4 protein-coding genes are annotated in these 3424 nt (G+C 63.6%); 1 reads left to right on the plus strand and 3 read right to left on the minus strand.

Annotated elements, in window-relative coordinates; all coding sequences use genetic code 11:
• The 3 genes from EN750_RS24620 to EN750_RS24630 form a co-directional block, all read right to left on the minus strand.
• On the minus strand, positions 1-400 hold a 400-nt coding region (locus EN750_RS24620; protein ID WP_189526429.1), incomplete at its 3' end, for an enoyl-CoA hydratase-related protein.
• 131 nt (positions 401-531) lie between these two features.
• Entirely contained in the window at positions 532-1419 is an 888-nt protein-coding gene (gene mutM, locus EN750_RS24625) for a bifunctional DNA-formamidopyrimidine glycosylase/DNA-(apurinic or apyrimidinic site) lyase (RefSeq protein WP_127397988.1), read from the minus strand.
• Positions 1412-2653, minus strand: coding sequence for a phosphopentomutase (locus EN750_RS24630; protein ID WP_127397990.1), 1242 nt, complete (start codon positions 2651-2653; stop codon positions 1412-1414). The genes mutM and EN750_RS24630 overlap by 8 nt, the downstream gene beginning before the upstream one ends.
• A gap of 143 nt (positions 2654-2796) precedes the next feature.
• Between EN750_RS24630 and EN750_RS24635 the strand changes: the two genes are divergently transcribed.
• A partial coding sequence (locus EN750_RS24635; protein ID WP_189526431.1) for a PhnD/SsuA/transferrin family substrate-binding protein occupies positions 2797-3424 on the plus strand: 628 nt, incomplete at its 3' end.

Here is a 3424-nt window from a genome sequence, read left to right on the forward strand (position 1 = left end):
GGGTGATCTCGGGTTGGCCGAATTTGGCCGTGTCGGCGGCGATAATGAAATCGCACATCATGGCCAACTCGCAGCCGCCGCCGAGTGCATAGCCCGCTACCGCCGCAATAATAGGCTTTCGCGCCCGCGTCAGTTCCTCCCAGCCGACGAAGAAGTCCTGGGCGTAGGCGTCCGCGTAGGAGATGGACTGCATCTCCTTGATATCGGCGCCGGCGGCGAAAGCCTTTTCGGAACCGGTGATGACCATGGCGCCGACACCGGGATCGGCGCTGAACCCGTTCACGGCCGCCACCACCTCGGTCAGAATCTGCGAATTCAGCGCGTTGAGCGCCTGCGGCCTGTTCAGCGTGATCAGCCCGACCTTGCCGTGCGTCTCGGTGATGATCGTCTCATAGGTCATGGCTGCTTCTCCTTGCTCACGCTCGTCTAGAGCGGTTCATCGTTTCACGGAACGCAGAACCGCTCCATCTCCTTGTCTCGACGCAATTCTCGACGGAAAACCGTTCCCACTTTTCCTGGAATTACTCTGACTCATCGCTGACATGTCCGGCAATAAAAGGTCGATCGGCCGCTCTGCACGACACGTTCGATGTGGCCGCCGCAGCCGGGTTTGGAACAGGCCTCCCCCTCGCGGTCGTAGACGGCGAAGGCGTGCTGGAAATAGCCCAGCGACCCATCGGTCTGCATATAGTCCCGCAGTGAGGAGCCACCGGCTGCGATCGCATCCGATATCACCGAACGAATGGCTTGCGCGAGGTGTTCGCTTTGGGCCTGGGCTTTCTTTCCGGGCCTGGCGATCGTGCCCGCCTCGCGCAGCGGCGACAGGCCGGCACGCCACAACGCCTCCGACACATAGATGTTGCCGAGCCCGGCGATCAGCCTCTGGTCGAGAAGCGCTGCCTTCAGTGGTGATCGCCGCCCCTTCATCAATGAGGCGAGCAGCGCACCGTCCAATGTGTTGCCCGTTGGCTCGACGCCAAGTCCAGCCAGCATCGGATGAACGTCCGGCCCATCCGCAAATAGCATGAAGCCGAAGCGGCGTGGATCATTGAAGATCACGCGGGATCGGGCGCCGGCCGGAGACACGACATGGAAGACGACGTGGTCGTGATTGGAGCTCTTCGAACGGTCGTGCTGGAAGATGCCGGGCATCTCGCTGCCATCCGCCGTCTCGATGCGAAATGAGCCCGACATGCCGAGATGGCAGATCAGCACGGGGCCGCCTTCCAGGTCCATCGTCAGATATTTGGCCCGGCGGCCGAGTGCCGTGATCGTCTTGCCGGTCAGCCGCTGCGCGAATTTCTCGGGAAATGGAAAGCGCAGATCCGGTCGGCGCGCCTCGACGCGGGCGATGGTGGCGCCTTCCAGAACCGGCTGCAGTCCGCGCCGGACGGTTTCGACCTCCGGCAATTCAGGCATGACCGCCGATCGCCGTATAGAAAGACGTGCCGTAGCGTCCGGGCGCCATCCCGAGATGCTCGGCCACGGTCTCCCCAATGTCGGCGAATGTCGTTCTCAGTCCGATGTCGCCGCCCTTGAGACCCGGTCCAGTGCCGATCACCGGAATGCGCTCGCGAGTGTGATCGGTCCCGCCCCAGGTCGGGTCGTTGCCGTGGTCGGCCGTCAGGATGAGAAGATCGCCCTGCCGGAGCCTCGCAAATGCCTCCGGCAGCCGCAGGTCGAAGGCCTCGAGCGCGGCAGCATAGCCTGCGACATCGCGGCGGTGACCGAATTCGGTGTCGAAGTCGACGAAATTGGCGAAGACGAGGTCACCGTCGCCGGCATCATCCATCGCACCCAGCGCCTCGTCGAACATCGCCATGTTGCCTGCCGCCTTGCGCACTTGCGAAATTCCGCGATGGGCGAAGATGTCGCCGATCTTGCCGACGGCGATGACACGGCTGCCACGTGCCGTCAGCCGGTCGAGCAGGGTCGGTTCCGGCGGGGGCACGGCGTAGTCATGACGGTTGTATGTCCGTTCGAAAGTGGCGGTGGTTTGGCCGACGAATGGCCGCGCGATCACCCGTCCGATCCTCAGCGGGTCAACCAGCCTGCGCACCACCTGGCAGAATTCATAAAGCCGGTCGAGGCCGAAATGGACTTCATGCGCGGCGATTTGCAGGACCGAGTCGACCGACGTGTAGCAGATCGGCTTGCCGGTCCGGATGTGCTCCTCGCCGAAGCGCTCGATGATCTCGGTGCCCGGCGCATGGCAATTGCCGAGAATGCCCGGCACCTTGCCTTCGCGAATGATAGCCTCGGTCAGTTCGGCCGGAAAGGCCGGAACCGTATCCGGGAAATAGCCCCAGTCGAGGCGCACCGGCAGGCCGGCGATTTCCCAATGGCCGGATGGTGTATCCTTGCCGCTCGAAACCTCCTGTGCGGCGCCGTGAAAGGCAGTTGGGAGCAGATCCGCCCCGCTGTTGGCAAACCCCAGCCCCGTCGCGGTTTCGGCGGCCTTGCCAAGCCCGAGCGACGCCATGTGAGGGACAAACAGCGGTCCACTGCGAAGCCCTTCGCGATCCGCACGGCCCTCCGCACAGGCCTCTGCGATGTGCGCGAATGTGTTGGCGCCGGTGTCACCGTAGCGGTCAGCGTCGGCCGCGCCGCCGATGCCGAAGGAATCCAGAACGAAGAGGAAAGCGCGCGCCATCGATTTGTTGCCAGTTTGACCGACCAGACATAGGGTTCCGCGACTTCATTGGCAATTCGGAAACCAAACGGCAACGGCTTGGCGTGATAGTCCAGTGCACTGGGATGGGCATGGATCGAGGACAACAGACTGTGGTTCCTGTCATGAGGGTTGCGCTGAAGACTTATGCCGCTCTCCTGCTGGCGCAGGTCGGGCTCTGGTCCAGTCCGGCGCATGCCGACTGGCGTGATGATATCGGCACGTTTCGCATCGGCATCGTTGCCGAGCCAGGCGCCGGCAACTCCGTTCCGGGGCTGGCTGTGTTGACCGACGCCTACACCAAGGCCTTGGGCATGAAGGTCGAGTTTGTCGTTGCCCGCAACTATGCCGCGCTGATCGAGGCGCAGGCCGATGCCCGCATCGAATATGCGATCTATTCGGCCACCGCCTATGCAACGGCCTCGCAGCGCTGCTTATGTATCGAGCCGCTTGTCGCTCCGGTCGATTCAGACGGCGCGATCGGCATCCGCTCCGTTCTGCTGACGCGGGACGGCAAGCTGCTCGACCTTGCGGCGATGGACAGCCATCGTATCGCCATGGCGCCTTCGGACAGCGTCGGCGGTTCTCTCCTGCCATTGGCGGCGTTGGCCGCGGAATGCCGAAAGATCGCGGAAGATGCACCGTTTCTGGCCCGTACCGATTCGGCCGCGGCGGCCGAGACGATGCTGGTCGACGGCAAGGCCGATGGCCTGTTCGGCTGGGTGACGGCCGCTGCCGACGGCCCGCGAGAAC

It is taken from the genome of Mesorhizobium sp. M7A.F.Ca.ET.027.03.2.1, from assembly GCF_003999175.1.
Taxonomy (GTDB): domain Bacteria; phylum Pseudomonadota; class Alphaproteobacteria; order Rhizobiales; family Rhizobiaceae; genus Mesorhizobium.